Source organism: Saccharopolyspora shandongensis (genome assembly GCF_900106995.1).
GTDB lineage: Bacteria > Actinomycetota > Actinomycetes > Mycobacteriales > Pseudonocardiaceae > Saccharopolyspora > Saccharopolyspora shandongensis.
The window spans coordinates 41,455-59,089 of sequence record NZ_FNOK01000050.1; the positions used below are offsets into that span (position 1 = coordinate 41,455).

At 67.7% G+C, this 17,635-nt stretch carries 15 protein-coding genes and 2 pseudogenes; 5 read left to right on the forward strand and 12 right to left on the reverse strand.

Features of this window, described 5'->3' with window-relative positions; translation table 11 throughout:
- Genes BLW84_RS35685 through BLW84_RS35695 form a run of 3 tightly spaced genes read right to left on the reverse strand, consistent with a single transcriptional unit; the run spans position 1 to position 2,452 of the window.
- Positions 1-819: an FAD/NAD(P)-binding protein gene (locus BLW84_RS35685; RefSeq protein ID WP_093274842.1), complete on the reverse strand. Its 819-nt coding sequence runs from the start codon at positions 817-819 to the stop codon at positions 1-3.
- Positions 816-1,286, reverse strand: coding sequence for a Crp/Fnr family transcriptional regulator (locus BLW84_RS35690; RefSeq protein ID WP_218157603.1), 471 nt, complete (start codon positions 1,284-1,286; stop codon positions 816-818). Before BLW84_RS35690 ends, BLW84_RS35685 begins: the two co-directional genes overlap by 4 nt.
- On the reverse strand, positions 1,283-2,452 hold the full coding sequence (locus tag BLW84_RS35695; protein WP_093274845.1) for a 4Fe-4S dicluster domain-containing protein: 1,170 nt from the start codon (positions 2,450-2,452) through the stop codon (positions 1,283-1,285). Before BLW84_RS35695 ends, BLW84_RS35690 begins: the two co-directional genes overlap by 4 nt.
- 101 nt (positions 2,453-2,553) lie before the next feature.
- Between BLW84_RS35695 and BLW84_RS35700 the strand changes: the two genes are divergently transcribed.
- Complete coding sequence (locus tag BLW84_RS35700) at positions 2,554-3,090, forward strand: hydrogenase maturation protease (protein ID WP_218157604.1); 537 nt, start codon at positions 2,554-2,556, stop codon at positions 3,088-3,090.
- Positions 3,091-3,344: 254 nt separating this feature from the next.
- Entirely contained in the window at positions 3,345-6,137 is a 2,793-nt protein-coding gene (locus BLW84_RS35705) for an AMP-binding protein (protein ID WP_093274850.1), read from the forward strand.
- Positions 6,138-6,259: 122 nt separating this feature from the next.
- Here the strand turns inward: BLW84_RS35705 and BLW84_RS35710 are convergent, their stop codons facing one another.
- The 3 genes from BLW84_RS35710 to BLW84_RS35720 all read right to left on the reverse strand — a co-directional run bounded on the left by BLW84_RS35710 (position 6,260) and on the right by BLW84_RS35720 (position 9,784).
- Positions 6,260-7,471: a site-2 protease family protein gene (locus tag BLW84_RS35710; protein WP_093274851.1), complete on the reverse strand. Its 1,212-nt coding sequence runs from the start codon at positions 7,469-7,471 to the stop codon at positions 6,260-6,262.
- A 17-nt stretch (positions 7,472-7,488) separates the two neighbouring features.
- Entirely contained in the window at positions 7,489-8,358 is an 870-nt protein-coding gene (locus tag BLW84_RS35715; RefSeq protein ID WP_093274853.1) for a universal stress protein, read from the reverse strand.
- Between the two features lie 100 nt (positions 8,359-8,458).
- The gene (locus BLW84_RS35720) at positions 8,459-9,784 is read right to left on the reverse strand and encodes a phosphoribosyltransferase (RefSeq protein WP_093274855.1); all 1,326 of its coding nucleotides are present in this window, start codon (positions 9,782-9,784) and stop codon (positions 8,459-8,461) included.
- Between the two features lie 148 nt (positions 9,785-9,932).
- Between BLW84_RS35720 and BLW84_RS35725 the strand changes: the two are divergent.
- Positions 9,933-10,340 (forward strand): annotated as a pseudogene (locus BLW84_RS35725) (putative PEP-binding protein); the annotation flags it as partial.
- A gap of 638 nt (positions 10,341-10,978) precedes the next feature.
- On the opposite strand, the gene BLW84_RS47955 reads toward BLW84_RS35725, so the two are convergent.
- Together BLW84_RS47955 and BLW84_RS35735 are read right to left on the reverse strand one after the other, a co-directional pair.
- Positions 10,979-11,260, reverse strand: a complete 282-nt coding sequence (locus BLW84_RS47955) for a hypothetical protein (protein ID WP_177226866.1) — start codon at positions 11,258-11,260, stop codon at positions 10,979-10,981.
- Between the two features lie 94 nt (positions 11,261-11,354).
- A complete protein-coding gene (locus BLW84_RS35735) occupies positions 11,355-11,792 on the reverse strand; it encodes a universal stress protein (RefSeq protein ID WP_093274858.1) in 438 nt (145 codons plus the stop codon).
- Between the two features lie 362 nt (positions 11,793-12,154).
- Here BLW84_RS35735 and BLW84_RS49550 point away from each other — a divergent pair, with 362 nt between their 5' ends.
- A complete protein-coding gene (locus BLW84_RS49550) occupies positions 12,155-12,847 on the forward strand; it encodes a hypothetical protein (protein WP_245761621.1) in 693 nt (230 codons plus the stop codon).
- A 751-nt stretch (positions 12,848-13,598) separates the two neighbouring features.
- Here BLW84_RS49550 and BLW84_RS50510 read toward each other — a convergent pair.
- The 3 genes and pseudogenes from BLW84_RS50510 to BLW84_RS35750 form a co-directional block, all read right to left on the reverse strand.
- Positions 13,599-13,739: pseudogene (locus BLW84_RS50510) on the reverse strand (hypothetical protein); the annotation flags it as partial.
- A gap of 28 nt (positions 13,740-13,767) precedes the next feature.
- Positions 13,768-15,111, reverse strand: a complete 1,344-nt coding sequence (locus BLW84_RS35745; protein ID WP_093274861.1) for a hypothetical protein — start codon at positions 15,109-15,111, stop codon at positions 13,768-13,770.
- A gap of 155 nt (positions 15,112-15,266) precedes the next feature.
- Positions 15,267-15,572, reverse strand: a complete 306-nt coding sequence (locus BLW84_RS35750) for a hypothetical protein (RefSeq protein WP_177226867.1) — start codon at positions 15,570-15,572, stop codon at positions 15,267-15,269.
- A gap of 1,157 nt (positions 15,573-16,729) precedes the next feature.
- On the opposite strand from BLW84_RS35750, the gene BLW84_RS35760 reads away from it, so the two are divergent.
- A complete protein-coding gene (locus BLW84_RS35760; RefSeq protein ID WP_177226868.1) occupies positions 16,730-17,002 on the forward strand; it encodes a hypothetical protein in 273 nt (90 codons plus the stop codon).
- A gap of 199 nt (positions 17,003-17,201) precedes the next feature.
- On the opposite strand, the gene BLW84_RS35765 is transcribed toward BLW84_RS35760, so the two are convergent.
- Positions 17,202-17,582: an arsenate reductase/protein-tyrosine-phosphatase family protein gene (locus BLW84_RS35765; protein WP_281247483.1), complete on the reverse strand. Its 381-nt coding sequence runs from the start codon at positions 17,580-17,582 to the stop codon at positions 17,202-17,204.
- Between the last annotated feature and the right edge of the window lie 53 nt (positions 17,583-17,635).

The following is a 17,635-nucleotide window of genomic DNA, read 5'->3' on the forward strand; positions in this document are numbered from 1 at the left end:
TCACAGCTCCCGTACTGCGAGCAGGGGCCCGGCACGCGTCCAACTCACGACAGGCCCGTCGCGGCACAGCAGCAGCGGTCCGAGTTGGCAGTGGCCGCAATGGCCGGTGCCGCAGTGCATGGTGCGTTCGAGCGCGACGCGGATCCGGTCGGCTGGAACGCCTCGATGGACCAGGTCGCGGGCGGTGGCCCGGATCATCACCTCCGGGCCGCAGAGGAACGCCGCCGTCTCCTTCGGCTCGAAGGTCGCCCGGTCGAGCAGAGTGGTGACGACCCCGACATCTCCGGTCCACGCCTCGTCTGGCTGGTCCACAGTGATCAAGACTCGGGCCCCGGCCGCCTGCCAGCTGCGCGTCTGAGCGGTGTAGAGCAACTCGCCGGGGGCACGCGCTCCGACCAGAACGTTGAGCCGCCCGTACGACTCGGGCTCGGCGAGCGCTTCAAGCACCACCGTCCGCAGCGGCGCCAGCCCGATACCACCTGCCACGACCAGCAGATCGCGCCCGCGACTGCGGGGCAGGCCCCAGCCGGTGCCGAACGGACCGCGCACACCAACCACCTGGCCAGGCCGCACCGTGTGCAGTGCGCTGGAGATCGCCCCGACGGCCCGGATGGTGTGCGTCAAGCGATGCCCGTGGATACCGCTGACCGACACCGGGATGTCGCCGACACCGAACGCGTACACCATGGCGAACTGCCCGGGAGAAAACGGGGGCAGCGCCGAACTCGCCGGCTCCAGGACGATCGTCGCGGTGTTCAGCGTGTCGTCGGTGCGCTCCACGACGCGGTACGGCGATGGAAGAGCGAACCCGGCGGTCATACGCTGCTACCGCCGTCGTCGGTGCCTCCGACCGCGTAGAGGTCCAGAAGGCGCAGGCGCGCGGCCTTCAACCGCCGTGCGACCACTTGGGCAACGCAGTCAGTCAGCGCCAATCCGAACGCAGGATCCGCATCACGCGCGTCGCGCACCTGCTTCGCGTCGAACTCGTACGCCCGCACCGGGCTGCACGTTTGCGCCCCCAAGTGCCAGCGATACGGCTCGAACATCCAGGACCAGCCGAGCAGTTCGTCATCACCAATGGTCTCCACGACAACGGAGCCGCGGCCTGGGATGTGGATATCGAGCGCGACCCGTCCCGAACGGATGATCCAGAACCGATCGGCCTCGCCATCCTCATCGAAAATGCGGATGCCAGAGGGGAAAGAAGTCTCGTGGGCAAGTCCGAGCAGCCGCTCGCGATGCTCAGGTGGCAGCGCACCGACAAAGCCGTGCCGAACGACCGTCACGATGGATCCTCGTCGAATGCGGCAGGCTCCGATGCGGAGGCAGCCCTCTCGTTGTTCAGCGCGTGGGCTTCCTCTGTGATGTCGATGCCGACCGGGCACCAGACGATGCACCGCCCGCAGCCAACGCACCCCGAGCTGCCGAACTGGTCATACCAGGTGCCGAGTTTGTGGGTGGCCCACTGCCGGTAGCGGCTACGCTGCGACGTACGGACCGGGCCGCTCTGCAGGTGGGTGAACTCCAAGTCGAAACAGGATTCCCAGCGCCGCCATCGCTCGGCATGGTCACCGCTGAGGTCGGTGACGTCCTCGACCGTGGTACAGAAGCAGGTGGGGCAGACCATGGTGCAGTTACCGCAGGTCAGACAGCGTGATGCGACATCGTTCCAGCGCTCGGCCGCCAACGTGTCACGCATCAGCACATGCAGGTCGACCGCCGGCATGGTGCGACCCATGCGCCCTGCGGCGTCGGTGACCCGTTCGTGCGCCGCGACACGGGTGGTGTCGTCGGCAGGGCGGCGCGGCAGCTCAGCCAGCACCGACTCGCCCTCCTCGCTGCCGGCCCGGGCGAGGAAGCGATGCCCTTCGTCGTCGAGCACCTCGGTAAGCACCAGGTCGTAGCCGGGGCCAGCGGCTGGCCCGGCGTCCATGGACGCGCAGAAGCATGTGGCACCTGGCTCGGTGCACTCCACCGCCACCAGGAAGGCCCGCTCGCGCCGCCCGCGGTACGCAGGGTCCGTGAACTGTCCGCCGGTGAGCACGCGGTCCTGCACCGCGATGGCTCGCAGATCGCACGGGCGCACGCCGAGGAACGCATACGATGGGGGCGGCGTGGTGTCCTCAGCCACCGTGAAATCGCCTTCGGCGCCGCGTTCGGCGGTCCACTGCCGTACCCGTTGCGGGTGCAGGAACGTCTTCCACGACTGTGGCCCCGCGCTGTTGGCGAACGCGGCCCCGTCCTCGCGGGCACGCAGCCGGTAGTAGCCGGCCTCCAGCTCGACGCCCCAGCCGTAGGGGAGCTCGTTGCCGCTGGATATCTCGGCCAGCACGATGGCCCCATCGCGAACGGTGGGTCCGATGACAGTTCGGCCCCGACCGGCCAGAACCGAGATCAACGCGTCCAGGCCAGTTGAGTCGATCACTGCGGTGGAGCCACCGCTGTTCGTCATCGCCCACCTCCCGGTGCCGAGAGTGCCGCTGGCGGGATTATGGCGACCCACCGGCAGCCCCGCATGGCGGCCACAACCAGCGGCCCACACCATGACCCGAGGTGGCCGGCACGAACGGGCGAAGGGAGAAGCGCATGTATGTCCCTGCCCGGATCGCTGTCATCGGAGTCGGCAATGAGTACCGTCGCGACGACGGCGTGGGCTGGGCCGTCGTGTCCCGGATGAGCGAACGTGCGCGGTGCCGACCGCTGCCCGGCGAAGCCATCCTCACGGCGTGCGACGGCGACCCCGCCCGGCTGATCGCCATGTGGGAGGACACCCACCTCACCATCGTGGTCGACGCGGCACACGCCCGCCCCGCCCACCCCGGCCGAGTACACCGGCTGCAGTTCGAAGGCGACCAGCCATGGAGACCGCGCAGCAAGACCAGTTCGCACGGACTCGGCCTCAGCGACGCCGTCGAACTCGCCCGCGTACTGGACCGGCTGCCGCGGCAACTGGTCGTCTTCGCGGTCGAAAGCGCGGAGACCAGTCTCGGCTCTGGCCTGTCGCAGCAGGTCTCGGACGTAGTGGAACCCCTCGCGAATCGAATCGAGGAAGAGATCAGGCACACCGTGGTTCGCGCGATCAACAGCTGACGTAAACATCGAGCTGATCTGCCTCCGCAGGGCTGCTGGCGAACGTGATCCGTCGCCGCGGGGGCGCATACGCGTTTCGCCATGTGGGGCCTTTGGGCCTATTCACAGTGCCCTGGCCAGGCGTGAAGGCTGGACGGGGAGCTACGGAGGGGGATGTCTCAGGGTGGTCTAGCCGCGTTTGAGATGGCCGGTTACCGATCACCTCGGGCAGCCCGGCGCTGGACGTGGATGCAGGCGAGTGGGGAGCGGTCGCTATGAGCGCAGCCGAACCAACAGCGGCCAGTGATGAGACGCTGTTGGTCAGTGCGGTGCGGGGTTTGGTGGCTGAACGGCGTACCGCCGATCTCGCCGCTGTCGCCACCCTTGACAGTGCGTTTGATCGCGATCTCGGGCTGGACAGTCTCGCCCTCGCCGAGTTGCTGACCCGGATGGAGGGCGCCTTCGGTGTCAGCCTGCCGGAGGGCACCCTGGGCAGCATCGAGACGCCTCGCGATCTTCTCGCGGTCGTGCGCCGTTCCTCCCGTACGGGCGCGCCTCGGCCGGCCCAGGACTGGCAGGTGTTGCCGCCGCAGGCCGAACGGATACCCGACACGATCACTACCTTGGTCGAGGCCCTGGACTGGCATATCAAGGTCCACCCGCAGCGGCAGCATCTGCGAATCCTGCACGACACCGCTGTCGAGGACCTCAGTTACTCCGATCTCGGGCACGGTGCGGCAACGGTGGCCGCGGGACTGGCGGCTCGAAATGTTCGTCCCGGTGATGCGGTGGCGCTGATGCTGCCCACCGGTCGGGAGTACTTCGCCTGCTTCGCAGGGGTCATGCTGGCCGGCGGAGTCCCGGTGCCGATCTATCCGCCTGCGCGTCCGTCGCAGTTGACCAACCATCTTCGTCGCCAGGTGGGTATCCTCGCCAACGCCGAAGCGAGGGTGCTGGTCACCGATTCCGCTGCCGTTCGGATGACGAAGCTGGTTCGTGGACACGTCGCGTCGCTGCGGCATGTCGTCACATCTTCCGAGCTGACCGGGCACGGCGAGTCTGGTGCGGTCAGGCGGAACGCCCGGGATGTCGCGTTGCTGCAGTACACGTCGGGCAGTACCGGCAACCCAAAGGGCGTGATGCTCACCCATGCCAACCTGCTGGCCAACATCCGGGCGATGGGCCAAGCCGCCGGGGTGTCCACATCAGACGTGTGCGTGAGCTGGCTGCCGTTGTATCACGACATGGGCCTGATAGGGACTTGGTTGTCAAGTCTCTACTTTGGACTTCCGCTGGTGGCCATGCCACCGTCGGCGTTTCTGACCCGGCCGTCCCGATGGTTGTGGGCCGTACACAACCACCGGGCCAGTCTGTCTGCAGGAGCGAACTTCGCCTACGAGTTGTGCGTGCGAGAGATCGACGACGCGGAGCTCGACGGGCTGGATCTCAGCTCTTGGCGCTTGGCGTTCAGCGGTGCAGAACCGGTCCGCGCCGATACCCTCGCGCGATTCGCGGATCGATTCCAGCCATACGGGTTGCGCCGACAGGCGCTGACCCCGGCCTACGGTCTGGCCGAGTCATGCGTGGGGCTGACCTTTCCGCCCATAGGACGCGGACCGGTCGTGGATCGCGTGGACCGCGAGGAATTCCTGCGATCGGGGCGCGCACGGCCTGCCGCGAAAGATGATCCGGATCCGCTGCGGTTCGTCGGCTGCGGTGTGCCGCTTCCTGGCCATGAGATCAGAATCGTGGACACCGCAGGCAATGAGACCGATGATCGGCGCGAGGGCCGGATCGAATTCCGGGGTCCGTCGGCGACTCCGGGCTATTTCCGCAATCCCCTCGAGACTGCGGCACTGCGCCGGCGCGGCTGGTGGGACACCGGTGATCTCGGATATCGAGACGTCGGTGAACTGTACGTCACCGGTCGGGTCAAGGACCTCATCATCCGGGCCGGACGGAACCTGCACCCCGAAGAGCTCGAAGCCGCCGTCGGCGACCTTCCGGGAATCAGCAAGGACTGCGTCGCCGTGTTCGCCACGACATCGCGCGCCGGCAAGGCCGAACGGCTCATCGTGGTCGCAGAAACACCCCAAACAGCAACAGCCGCACGTGCCGCGCTGCGTGAACGCATCGCCGCCGTCTCCGTTGACCTGCTGGGCGCGGCGCCCGACGATGTCGTGCTCGCGCCGCCCGGCGCGGTGCCGAAGACCGCCAGCGGCAAGATCCGGCGCGCGGCCTGCCGTGGCAGCTACGAACAGGGCGTGGTGGGTGCGCCTGGCCGCCCCGCGTGGTGGCACGGACTTCGCTTCGCCGCGGAGGCGATGACAGGTCCACTGCGCCGCGGTGTGCGGCGAGTGTCCGATGTCGCCTTCACAGTCTGGTGTTGGTTCCTGGTCGTGCTGGTCGGCGGCCCGACTGTTCTCGGTGCAGCCGTGTTTCCCAACCGAGCTTTCGACATCGCCCGCCGGGCGGCTCTGAGCTTGGCCCGTCTCACCCGGACTCGGCTGGCCGTGGACCATGCCGAGTCCCTCGCAGACGTCCAAGGCTGCATCGTGGTCGCCAACCACCCCAGCTACCTCGACGTCATCGCGTTGATCGCGGCCCTGCCCGGCCGTTACACATTCGTCGCCGCCGAAATCCTCGCAACCAAGCGAACGACCGGATTCCTGCTGCGGCGCGTGGGCACGCTGTTCGTCGAGCGGACCGATCGAGAGCAGGGTGTTGCCGACACCGACCGCCTCACTGCTGCAGCGCAGGACGGTCAACGGCTCGTTCTCTTCCCGGAGGGTGGACTGTCGCCGACGCCTGGCTTGCGGCCATTTCACATGGGAGCGTTCGTGATCGCCGCACGCTCAGGGCGTCCAGTCGTCCCCGTTGTTGTTCACGGCACACGTGCCATCTTCCCGCCCGGTCAGCACCGCTTCAGTCGCCACAATGCCGTGCACGTCACCGTTGGAACACCAATCTTTCCCACGGGTTCGGACTGGGCGGCGGCGATCGAACTGGAGCGGGCGGCCCGCCACGCGATCTCCGAACACTGCGGGGAACCAGATCTCAGCAGCTGAGTGCGCAAGCCGCAGCCGTGCTGATGCTGTGGACGCTGGGCCTTGAGGAATAAGCTCCACCAACGCCATTCACTCCGGTCGGATTCTGCGGACACGCACCGAGCCGGGATTCGACTTGGAAGTCAGCGGGGCCGCTGCTGCCCCGGGAACCACCAGTCCGATGGCGGGGGTCTCGTCTCGGGCTCCCAGGTGAGATCGGCCCCTGCGGGCAGCGTGGCGGTGAGGCTGTGGTCGGACAGGACGCGGGCTACGTCGGAGGGCGAGATGATGCCGCGGAGTTCTCCTGCGCTGCAGACGAGGATCCGGCCCCGGCTGGTTTGAGTCATGCGAGGCAACACAAGTGCCAATGGCTCCCCCGGCTCGGCCACCGCGATCTTCTCCACCGGGCAGGCCACCTGCCCCAGCGCGGTCCCGCCGCGTACCTCCACCGGCACTTCACGAAGGTGCTGGAGGGTCACCAGACCTCGCAGCTGCCCGTGCTCGTCCAGCACCGGAAAAGCCGAGTGCCGGTGAGATACGACGGCATCGCGGAAGAACTGCTCCACCGACTGCCTGGCCTCCACCGTCTCGACGGGGCTGGACATCACGTCCCCGACCGAGATCCCGGCCAGCGCCACGCCGATGCGGGCCTGGCGTTCCTCAGCGGAGGCCATGTTGACGATGAAAAGGCCCACCAGCACCAACCACAGCCCACCGGTGCTGCGCCCCAGCACCTCGGCGAGGCCCGCGACGATCAAGAGGAATCCGAAGCCGCGTCCCGCCCACGCCGACCACACCGCCGCCCTGAACCGATCACCAGTCAACGCCCACAACGCCGACCGCAACACCCGGCCACCGTCCAGTGGCGCTGCGGGTACCAGGTTGAACACCGCCACCACGGCGTTGAGCACCGCCAGATAGCCCAGCACGGCCACGATCAACTCATCGGCGCCCAGCCGAACCGCCATCCAGCCGCCCACTCCGAACACCAGCGCGAGCACCGCACTGGACGCCGGACCGACGACGGCGATTCGGAAGTCGGCTCCAGCAGTGCGCGCCTCGCCCCGAAGCCGCGCGACTCCACCCAGCAACCACAGGGTGATGCCCTCCACCACGACACCGTTGCGCCGGGCGACGACCGAATGCGCGAGCTCGTGCGCCAACACCGAACACACCAACAGCACCGCGGAGACGGCCCCGCCGAGCGCGTAGGCAACCGGCGCATGCCCAGGAAAGGCAACCGGTAGCCAATACACTCCCAGGCCAACCGCCACCAGTGCGACGATGCCCGCCACGCTCCAATGCAAGCCGATCCGCACTCCGGCGAATCGTCCCAGCGGGATCGTGTCCTTCATCGTCCCCACCCCGCCCTTTATCCGCGGAGCACCGCGACGGTGCACGGCGCGGCGTGCACCACAGCGTGACTGACCGACCCCAGCACGGCCCGGCGGACCGGACCCCGACCACGGCTACCGACAACCAGCAACCCCGCACCTCGCGAAGCCTCGACGAGCGCTTGCGCCGGACGCTGGACCGTGACCACTTCGCGCACCAGAACATCGGGATAGCGTTCCGCGTACCCCGACAGAGAGCGCGACAACAGCTCCGAGGCTTCCCGATGCGCCTCGTCATGATCAAGAACCCATGCCTGCGGGTAATCCAGAGGCAGGTCGCTCCAGGCGTGCACAGCGACCAAACGGCAATGATGCCGGGAAGCGAAGTCAACCGCACGAACGCTGTTCGAGGAGCCGTCCACGCCCACGACCACAACCTGTGGGGATTCCTGCCCAGCCTGATCAGCGCCGCGGGTGATGACCACGGGTGCACCTGTCTGGTGGGTGAGCAACTCGGCTGCGGTAGAGCCGACCAAGACCAGATCCGGGCTGCCGATGCCCGACGAGCCCACCACCAGCAACTCGGCGTGCTCGGACTTCCTCGCGAGCACCTCAACCGGATCGCCGGAGATCATTTCGGTGCATATCTCCAATCCGGGAGCGATCTGGAGGCACTGCTGCAATACCGTGCTCAACTCCCGGCACATGGCCTGTTGAAGGGGCTCGTGAGGTTCTGCCGTGCCCGGCTGGCGAAACCGGGTGAGCTCCAGCAATGGCCTGGGGAACACGTGCACCAGCAACAGCGGACGACGCCTGCTGGCAGCTTCCCGAGCTGCCCACCCTGCAGCATGGCGGGATGCCTTCGAAGCATCAAGTCCCACTACGACCGCATGACCGACTTCCGGCATCGGACTCGCCCCTCCCCTCGATGGGCCAGGAATCGACGCAACGAGGAGAAGGGCCATCAATTGGCGATGCCCTGCGCTCGGGTGCGCTGATCGTTGCGCCTCAGGCCCTGCGCCCGACTGCCGCGAGGTGACTGGTGAACCAGTCGCGGGCTAGTTCCGCAGCCTCGTCCAGAGTCCCTTCCTCCTCGAACAGATGGGTCGCTCCCCGCACGACCGCCATCCGGCTCTCACCGCGCATCAGGGCGTGTGCTTGCTGGTTGAGTTCGAGCACCGCGTCGTCCCGGCTGCCCACGATCAGCAGCGTCGGTGCCTGCACCTCGGCCAGCCGCTCGGCAGCCAGGTCCGGCCGACCGCCGCGGGAGACCACAGCATTCACCAGGTCCGGTGCCTCGGCAGCCGCCCACAGCGCTGCCGCGGCACCGGTGCTCGCGCCGAAGTAACCGACGCCGAGGTGCCGGGCTTCCGGCTGGGTGTGCAGCCACCTGGCGACCTCGACCAGCCGAGACGCCAGCAGTTCGATGTCGAAGACGTTTCTGCGGTCGAGCTCCTCGGCCCCGGCGAGCAGGTCGAACAGCAACGTCCCCAACCCGGCGCGGTTGAGTTTCCCGGCCACGTACCGGTTGCGGGGGCTGTGCCGGCTGCTGCCGCTGCCGTGCGCGAACACCACGGTCCCCTGGGCGCGCTCGAGCACGCTCAGATGTCCCGCCAGCCGCACCGGACCGACTGCGACTTCGACCTCTTCATCCCGCAGCCACGCATCGGGATCCCCGGCCGTGGTGGGAGCGGGATGGGCCTGCGCAGCCCGGTCGAGCAAGTCGACCACCTCCGCGTCCAAGGTTTGGCAGAAGTCCGCGTACCACTGGCCGATAGCCCAGAACCCCTCGGGTGTTTCCAGACAGACCAGTTCGTCCACGGATTCCCGCAGCCTCTCCAGTGCATTGCGCGGGGCTACCGGCACCGCCAACACCACCCGCGCCGCGCCCTGCGCGCGAGCCACGCGGCAGGCCACCGCAGCAGTGGAGCCGGTCGCGATCCCGTCATCGACGATGAGCGCCGTCCGCCCCGACAGCTCCGCCCGCGCGCGACCGTCCCGGAACCGCTGGGCCCGCCGGTCCAACTCGACCCGCTCCCGCTGCTCGACTTCGGCCAGCTCGGCGGGCCGCACGCCGGTTCGCCACATCACCTCGTCGTTGATGATCCGGACATCGCCCTCTCCGATCGCCCCCATCCCCAACTCCGGGTGGAAGGGAACTCCGAGCTTGCGGACGACGATCACGTCCAGCGGGGCGTCCAGTGCCCGGGCCACCTCGAATGCGACCGGAACACCACCCCGCGGCAATCCCAACACCACGACGTCCTCGTCGCGCAGGTGCTGCAACTGCTCGGCCAGCCGCCACCCCGCATCTCTGCGATCACCGAACGGCATGCCGTCACCTCCTACGGCTCCCCGGCCAGTGTTCGCCCGCAGACAACACGCACGCACCGGCCCAACGTCCCTTCGTCCGTGCTCGGACTCCGTCCGCCGAGTACTTGGGCATGCGCACGAGCGCGACCGCTGGCAACGTCCTACACGGCCTGATGGCGGACATCGAGGCGCAGCACGGTGGGTCATGGCGGAAGTCCCGTCTGTGCAGTACTGGCTGTCCGCTTACACCCGGCTGGGCATCGATGGCGTGTCCATCGGCAGCAACGACCTCACCCAGCTCGTCCTCGGCGTCGACCGCGACTCCGAGGTGTGCACGCAGCTGTTCGACGAGTCCGATCCTGCGGTGCTGGATGCGATCGGACGCATCATCGGCGCCGCCCGCCGGAATGGGATCACGTCGTCGCTGTGCGGCCTGGCCCCGACCAACGATCCGGAGTTCGCCGAACACCTGGTCCGGCTCGGCATCACGTCGATCTCGGTCAACCCCGACGCCGTGCCCGCGGTGCGGCACGTCGTGGATGCTGCCGAACGCAAGATCCTCCTGGAAGCGGCCAGATCAGGTCTGAGACGTCATCCCCGGGGGAACAACGGCTCGACCACCTCCGACACGGGCGGCGCGGTGTGAGCAGGTCGGGGAACTCGCTCGTGACCGGCCACCCCAGCCGGATCACCATCTGCGGAAAGCCACTTCCACCCAGGACCTGGTCCCGGACCTGATTGCGGGCGGTGGCGACCTCGCCGACCTGGCTCAACGGGCACGTCGCCAGACGTTGCTCCGTCACGCTGAGAAGGACCGCGCTCCTCCTAGCTGTCGCCGCGAGTGGACAGCACCGCCGGCACCGCGCCGTCGTCCAGGATCGGTACCGGCAACTCCCCCTCGGCCTCGGCAACCAGCGCGAAATCGCGTTCAGGCATGCCGCGCAGGTGCTCTGCTGGAAGGCTGTGCGCCGACACTCCCTCGGCAGACGCGTGCCGGCCCGCCCAGGCGGCGAGCTCCTACCTGTGCTCGGGTTGGTCCCGCTGCTCCGCGCCGGCGTGCTGGATCGCAAGTTCCACTTCGCGGCGCTCGCCGTCTTCCAGGGCGAATCTGAGCGTGCAGTTCTGGCCGCCGGTCGGTGCGCCGGTTCGCCGCCGCTGCCGCCAGTGTCTCGACGTGCGGATCGATCTCGGTCAGCTCGGTGAACTCGATCGACGTCAGGTGGTCCGGTTGTGCCGGGTTCGGCAGGCGGTGCACCCGGGCTCGTCGGCTGCGAACGCGATGCGGGCGTGGTTGAGGACCGCGCCACAGCTGATCACCATCTCCCGCCCGGTCGGGTCGATGACCTCCAACAGCCGGGAACGATCGAGGTAGAGGCGCACCGAATACTCGGCCAGCTTCCACCGCCAGGGCTGACTGTTGTGCACCGACGGCGCCCGGCACGCCAGGGCCAGCACCGAACGCATCGTCTCCTGCGACGGGATCGTTCTGCTCGTCATCGCGACACTCCCCCGCACCACGGGTTTCCCGCTCAACGCCGCCCGGATACCCGCGAGTCGGTCGGCCGGAACGGGGCCGGTCGACCCCGGGCGGTCAGCCGTCGGCGTGGCGGACGATGACGACCGGACACGGCGCGTGGAGCACGCAGTGCTGGCCGACCGATCCGAGGAGAACCCCGGCGAACCCACCGCGCCCGCGGCTGCCCACCACCAAGAGGTCCGCCTCCTGGGCCTCGTCCAGCAGCGCCCGTGCCGCGTGATCTCGCACCACCGTCTGCTCCACCGGAACCTTCGCTCCCAGCGAGGCGGCGGTTTCCTCGACCGCTTTCCGCAACTCCCGCCTGGCCTCGGCGGCTACGTCGCCCTCCGACATCGGCAGCACCACGTCGATGAGGGCCGGATACCCACACGCGATCAACGCGATGACGCGTCCGCTGCTCTGCTCCGCGTACCGCAGCGCCCAGCGCAGTGCAGCTCGGGAGCCGGGCGAACCGTCCACACCCACCACGATCCGCGGCTCGTCCTCCGTCATAGCTCCCCCGCTTCCCCGACCTCAGGTCGGCACCTGGCAGTCAATGACGCCGGGTGTACTCGCCACTACGCGAGATCGCACATCGACGCGGCCGAACCCGTGCTGACGAAGTCCTCTAGGGACGGACACCGTTGGCGGCAACGCTGATGGGGAGAACGGGCGGGTGGCATCCGGCGACGCAGTGCGGAGTCTCCCTGGCTTTCCCCGCGCCGCCGATGACCACACATCGTCCCGGGCTGAGGGGGTCTGGTGGACACCACGACTGCGCTCGTGCACTTCGCCACGGCGATGGCGATCGGGCTGCTGCTGGGCTTGGAACGCGAGCACAGCACCGCCGGGCAGCCGAGGCGCTCGGCCCGGCCGTGCTGATCGTCACGATCAGCGCCGCCGGCCTGCTGGTCATCGCCTGGTACGTCCTCATCATCCGGGCTTCCGCCGAGGCCGACGTGGGGGCGACCACCGAGATCGCGGCGATCGCCACCGTGCTGCTCGGGGCGCTGGCCTGGACCCAGCCGACCTGGGCCGTGCCGATCGCCGTCGCCGTGGTGGCACTGCTCGCCGCGAAACGACCGCTCCACCGCTTCGCCACCCGCCTGGTCACCGACGACGACATCAGCCACCCGCAACGCCTGGGGCTCCACCGCCCTGGTCATGGCCGCAGCCGACGCGGTCCTGCTCCTGGCCGCACGCGGCGCGAACACGAGCCGGCTCGCCATCGCAGGCGTGGTCAGCCTGATCAACGCAACGTTCACCCAGCGAGTCCACCATGTCCGCACAGCCATCCGCACCGGCCGCGCCATCCCCCCCAGCCCGTCTCACCATCACCGTGCTGTGTGCCCCTGACGGCCCTCACCGTGCTGCTTGCCTGCGCAGGCCTGCTCGTGGGACAGTCCCCACCCGCTGGCGCGAACTGGCGCAGATGCACGCACGTTCAGGCCGCATGGTCGTCAGGTAGCTCGCCGAGGGCGCACTACCGTGCCGATCATGACCGTCTCTGGCGATCGCAGACTTCGGAGTCGCTGGTGTGGTTCGGCCGCTCGGGTCGGGTGTCGTGATGTGCTGTTCGGCCAGCTTCGGTAGTGGTCGGCGAGGTGTTCGCGGAGCCAGGCGTGGCGGAATTGGTAGACCGCACCAGTTGTGCGGAGTACGCCACGGTCGTAGGCATCTTCGAGAAAACGCTTCGGGCGCCACGGCAAACGGCCGGTCAGTGGCAGCCACAGGAGTGTGAAGAGCAGCCAACTCCCCCACGCCGAAATCACCAAACGAATAATCCCGGCAGATAAACCGAGCGTGAGCCCGAATATGACGAAATTGGCTGGCAGGTACACGAAAAGGACCATGCCAACAACAACGCCCATGAACATCACTACGGCGACCATTCGAACGAGCGTCACCTTTCGTTCCAGCTCCAAGAGAGCTCGCCTGGGCGCTGCAGACTGGTCCAGCACCGGGTTTTTCCAGCAATAGTGGGGAAACCGCGGTCACCAGTTCGGTCAGCTGCTGCTTGTTGTCGGTCAGCACGTGATCGGCGTCGTCGATGGCGAGCGCAAGGCGGCGGGTTTCGGCGCGTCGCACCGCGTGCTCGGTGGTGTCGCCGTTCTTGCCGCGGCGGCGCGCAATCGAATTCAGCGACTGTCCGTGAGAGGACCGCGAGCAAGGTCGCGATCAGTGTCATCTCCGACGAGCAGCAATGCCCGCAACCGGTTGATCTGACGGGTCCGTGCGGTAGTGATCTCACGGCGTGCGCTGAGCAGGATCCGCAGGGCTCCGCGGTCACCGTCAGCGCGCGAGGTGTGGGTAGCCGCTTCACGGACAGCTCCAGGCTTCTTCGTTCTCGCCGCGGAACAGCGCCCGGACGCGGTGCGACGGCTGGCCCGTGAACGAATCGGAGAAATCGAAGTAGTCCGCGAACTTCACGCCTCCTTCTTCCTCACCCTCGCGAAGTGCCGGTTTTGCGCGGAAACCGGCCGTGGCGCTAGCGCGGTTCGAGCGTGTGGCGGGTTCGCCACTTGCGGAAGGAGCGGGCGAATTGGCTGGTCAGGTTGGGGAGGACAAGCGTGATGCCCGCCCATGGCAGCACCAGCATGGCCAGCCGGAGCATGCCGACTGCGGCTCCGGCGGCGTCGCCGGCCTGGATCGAGCCGCCCGTGATGTTCCACTGCAGGATCAGCGAGTGCCACAGGGTCGGCAGCACGTACGGTGCGAGGAGCAGGAAAGCGGTGATCCAGTACGCCATGAACGGGATCGTCAGCACGACCCACACCGTGATCACTCGGCGGACCCAGGGCTTCAGCTCCTGCACGCGGGGGTGCGGGCGGCGGCCCGGTAGCAGGCTGCGCAGCACGGGCCCCATCCGGTCGAAGAGGTCGGGGGCGCCCACCAGATCACTCAGGATGTAGTAGCCATCGAAGCGGATCGACGGCAGCAACTGCCAGAAGCTCGTCACCTGCCAGGCCAAGAGTGCCGCCAGCAGCCAGGGGAGCCCGGTCTGCACGTAGCCGATGATCATGATGAGCATCGCGATCACGTTGAAGTAGAGGCCACCGAGATCAGTGCGCAGCCGACCAACGCGGCTGAGGCGGTAGGAATCGGTGACCGTGCTATACATCGCGGGCCACACCAGATAGATACCCACACCCATCGCGCCCGGCCGCGCACCGCCATATCGGCAGGCCGCGACGTGCCCGCACTCGTGGAACATCCCAGCGAGGATCAGCACAAGCAGCACCAGGAGGATCTGCTCCGGTTGGTTCAGCAGCTCCTTCGCGTCCGCAACGACATGCTCGGCGCCGCCGTGCACGGCCAACAAGACGTCGACGACGACGAAAGCCGCCAGGGCCACGACCACCACCGGAGGCCAGAACAGGGGCTGGAACACGCGGGCGATGACCGCGACGACGTGTTCGGGCACCAGCGCGACGCGGAACTTCAACGCCAGCAACCGATCCCGCCCCTTCCGTGCGGCTTCCGGCGGCAGGTCGGACTCGAATTCGGCCGCCACAATCCCGGCCAGCCGCAACCTGTTCTCGACGAGGAAGAACACCTGCCCGGCGGTGATGCCGCGACCCGATTCGTCGCTGAGGCGCGCCGCGAGATCGGCGAAGCTGCGGCGCCCGTCGAGGCCCGCCGCGACCAGGTACAGCAGGTACGACAGCTGCAGGATCTGACCTTCGGGTCGCCGAACCAGGTACGGCGCTTCGCGATGACCCGAACCTTGGTAGCGGCCGATCAGCTCGGTGCCGGCCACGAGCGCGGGTACCGCCAGGTGCGCGACGTCCTCGTCTTCCGGTGACGAACCGGCCTGGTGCGGTGCGGCCATGACGACTCCAGGGTGTTCATCCGGTCTGAAACCGGCCGACGGGCGCGACATCGTCCCTAGCGGGGGAGGTCGCGCCCGTCGGCGGTTGCTGCTTTCGAACGTTCAGCGGCGCGTTATTTTGGCCGTGAACGCCGCACTGCGCAAAGCTTTCGACGTCAGCCGGCGATGACGACGCTGTCGCCGCCGATGCCGTCGCCGCCGATGCCGTTGCCTCCGATGCCGTTGCCACCATCGCCGCCATCGCCGCCGATGCCTCCGATGCCGCCGCCACCACCACCCTGGCCGCCGCCGTTGCCGCCGCCGTTGCCGCCGGAGCCGCTCTGGATGTCGCCGGTGGTGGCGACATTGGCGTCGCCGTTCGCTGGGAGCCAGAACGTGGACATGACGGTGCGCGCTGGGAGGAACTCGACGCGCTGGTCGTCCAGTTCTGCAGCGCTCAGCGACCGAGAGGTCTGTCGCATCTGGTGCTCCTTCGCAATTCGAGGGAAATCACCGGGAAAACCGGGACTCGGCCACCCGTTGGATGCGCCACAGCGGCACGTTCCTGGCGCACGGGCAGAACCTAGGAGCACCGAACGCCTGATGCACTTTGATTCACCCTGCCGTGCAATTAACTTCTCGCCGCTCGTGGGTGTGCGTGCGCAGTCGTGTCGGGATCCGACCGTCGATCGACCACCGTGCCAGGGGCGGTCGGCGGCACGCAGGGCCGCAGCGGCTGGCCGCATGCCCACAGAACCTGATCTTGGTCTCCGCTGATCATCCGACGCCCCGGATGCCGGAAGGAATTGCGCTGCCCGGTCTGCACGGCCGGGTTCCGGTTGACGTTCCTGCAGGGAAAAATTTACGCGCCGGTTTTTTTCGAAAACGTTTCCGTGTTGGCCGTGAATGCGAGTGCGATTCCGGAGCAGATCCCCCGTTTGCCTGAATTGATTTTTTTCCAGGGTGTTGGGCTGCGTCGATGCAGACCGCAGGGGTGCTGGTGTGCGCTGGTCGATGGCTTGCGGAATTGTGGTCCGGGTGACCGGAGTTTTCGGGCTGCGCCGGGGCGCGGGTTCCCTTAGCCTCCGGGCTGCTGCCAACGGATCTCGGGGCGTTGGAATGGGGATCCGAGGGACTTGCAACCTGGGCATCCGAGCCCATTCGAACGAAGGAGGACCGGCCAAGTGTTCGAAAAGACTCGACCGCTGAGCTCTGCGGAGCTCCATGACCAGCGCATTGAGTTTCTGCCTGCGCGCACGGTCATGTCGACGCTCCCGCTCCACGGAGGCTGGGACCCGATAATGATCAACGGTGGCGGCGCCGGTAACGGCGGCGGTAACGGTGGCGGCCAAGGTGGCGGCGCCGGTGGTAACGGTGGCGTCAATGTTGACGGTGGCCCCGGTGGCCCCGGCATTGGTGGTAACGGCGTTGGCGGTAACGGCGTTGGCGGCAGTGTCTTCGTCTGGCCGAAGTGATCCTTTTTGACCGGACTGCGCCGTATCGCGGGTTCCCTTAGTCTCCGTGCTGATGTCAACGAACCTGGGGGCGTTGGAATGGGGATCTGGGAAACTTTCGACCTTGCTTGGCATCGATCTCCGCGCGGCATCCGAGCCCATTCGAACGAAGGAGGACCGGCCAAATGTTCGAAAAAACTCAACCGCTGAGCTCTGCAGAGCTCCATGACCAGCGCATTGAGTTCCTGCCTGCTCGCACGGTCATGTCGACGCTTCCTCTCCACGGCGGCTGGGGCCCCGCCGTGATCAACGGTGGCGGCGGCGGCAACGGTGGTGGCCAAGGTGGCGGCAACGGTGGCGGCTCCGCCGCCGGTTCCGGTATCGGTGGTTCCGGCATCGGCGGTGACGGCTTTGGCGGTAACGGCATCGGTGGCAATGTCTTCATCCAGGTGCCGTAATCCTGCCTGACCTTATGGGCGGGCCCGTCGTCTCTGGACGGGCCTGCCTTCTGTCGTCGCCCCGCAGTGCCGGGCCTGCGATCGTTGCTCCGGTCTGGGTGATCATTTCAAGTGCATGACTGTGGCCGTGGACACCAGGCACGGACTTGGGCAGTGGATCAGGGCGCTCGGCCCACGATGATCACGTTGCGGACGTCGCTCACTTCGCTGCCTCGGGCACGAGTTCGGCGAGCAGGGCGCGGACGCAGCGGTCGATGTCGTCGCGGATCGGCCGGACGTCCTCAATGGATTTGCCGGCGGGGTCGGTGAGTTCCCAGTCGAGGTAGCGCTTGCCGGGGAAGACGGGGCAGGCGTCGCCGCAGCTCATGGTGATGACGACGTCGGCGGCTTCGACGGCGTCGGCGGCGAGTTCCTTCGGAAATTCCTGGGAGAGGTCGAGGCCGAGTTCGTTCATGACCTGAAGCACGGCGGGGTTGACGGTGTCGGCAGGTGCGGATCCGGCGGAACGGACGGTGACGCGGCCCTGGGCGTGGTGATACAGGAGGGCGGCGGCCATCTGGGAGCGGCCAGCGTTGTGCACGCGGTGGAGAACCTCAGGAGACCTCGACGGCGGTCACCAAAGTTCAACCCGGA

Coding starts and splice junctions, on each gene's coding strand:
- BLW84_RS35760 (WP_177226868.1), top strand. CDS start 16,730: ATGTTCGAAAAAACTCAACCGCTGAGCTCTGCAGAGCTCCATGACCAG.
- BLW84_RS35710 (WP_093274851.1), bottom strand. CDS start 7,471: ATGAAGGACACGATCCCGCTGGGACGATTCGCCGGAGTGCGGATCGGC.
- BLW84_RS35745 (WP_093274861.1), bottom strand. CDS start 15,111: ATGGCCGCACCGCACCAGGCCGGTTCGTCACCGGAAGACGAGGACGTC.
- BLW84_RS35750 (WP_177226867.1), bottom strand. CDS start 15,572: ATGCGACAGACCTCTCGGTCGCTGAGCGCTGCAGAACTGGACGACCAG.
- BLW84_RS35715 (WP_093274853.1), bottom strand. CDS start 8,358: ATGCCGGAAGTCGGTCATGCGGTCGTAGTGGGACTTGATGCTTCGAAG.
- BLW84_RS35705 (WP_093274850.1), top strand. CDS start 3,345: ATGAGCGCAGCCGAACCAACAGCGGCCAGTGATGAGACGCTGTTGGTC.
- BLW84_RS35685 (WP_093274842.1), bottom strand. CDS start 819: ATGACCGCCGGGTTCGCTCTTCCATCGCCGTACCGCGTCGTGGAGCGC.
- BLW84_RS35695 (WP_093274845.1), bottom strand. CDS start 2,452: ATGACGAACAGCGGTGGCTCCACCGCAGTGATCGACTCAACTGGCCTG.
- BLW84_RS47955 (WP_177226866.1), bottom strand. CDS start 11,260: ATGACGAGCAGAACGATCCCGTCGCAGGAGACGATGCGTTCGGTGCTG.
- BLW84_RS35735 (WP_093274858.1), bottom strand. CDS start 11,792: ATGACGGAGGACGAGCCGCGGATCGTGGTGGGTGTGGACGGTTCGCCC.
- BLW84_RS35720 (WP_093274855.1), bottom strand. CDS start 9,784: ATGCCGTTCGGTGATCGCAGAGATGCGGGGTGGCGGCTGGCCGAGCAG.